General features: G+C 60.0%; 1 protein-coding gene. It reads right to left on the bottom strand.

What is annotated here, in order from left to right:
• Positions 1–581: UvrB/UvrC motif-containing protein (locus AC1DT3_RS23660; RefSeq protein WP_477467584.1), on the bottom strand; the 581-nt coding region annotated here is incomplete at both ends.

A 581-nucleotide genomic window follows, 5' to 3' on the forward strand; every position in this document is an offset into this window, starting at 1 on the left:
CCTCTTCCGGCGACATCGACTTGTCGGCTTTCGGAAAATACGCGCGATTGCCCCAGTTCTGCCAGTTGCGGAAGAAGAACACTTCGACACAGAACTGGCCGGCCTGCTCATCGAGCGCAAAGACGTCGGCCTGTTCGATCGATTGCGTGTTGATTCCCTGCACGCCCTGGATGGCTGACAACGCCGCCAAACGATCGCGATAGCGCGCCGCGCGCTCGAACTCGAGATCCTCGGACGCCTGTTGCATCTCCGCCGTTATTCGCGCCTTTACCGCATTCGATTTTCCCGAAAGGAAGCCCCGCGCTTCCTCGACGAGTTCGGCGTAATCCTCGGTCGCGATCTCATTCGTGCACGGCCCCGAGCAGCGCTTGATTTGATACAGGAGGCAAGGCCGCGTGCGGTTCTCGAAATAACTGTCGTTGCACGAGCGCAGCAAAAACGCGCGCTGCAGTGCGTTGATCGTGCGATTGACCGCCCATAYGCTCGCGAAGGGGCCGTAATAGTCGCCTTTTCTCTTGCGGGCGCCGCGATGTTTGACGAGTTGCGGCGCGGCATGGTCGGCGGTGAGCAGAATATAGGGG

This window comes from Microvirga sp. P4_G7 (assembly GCF_056401005.1).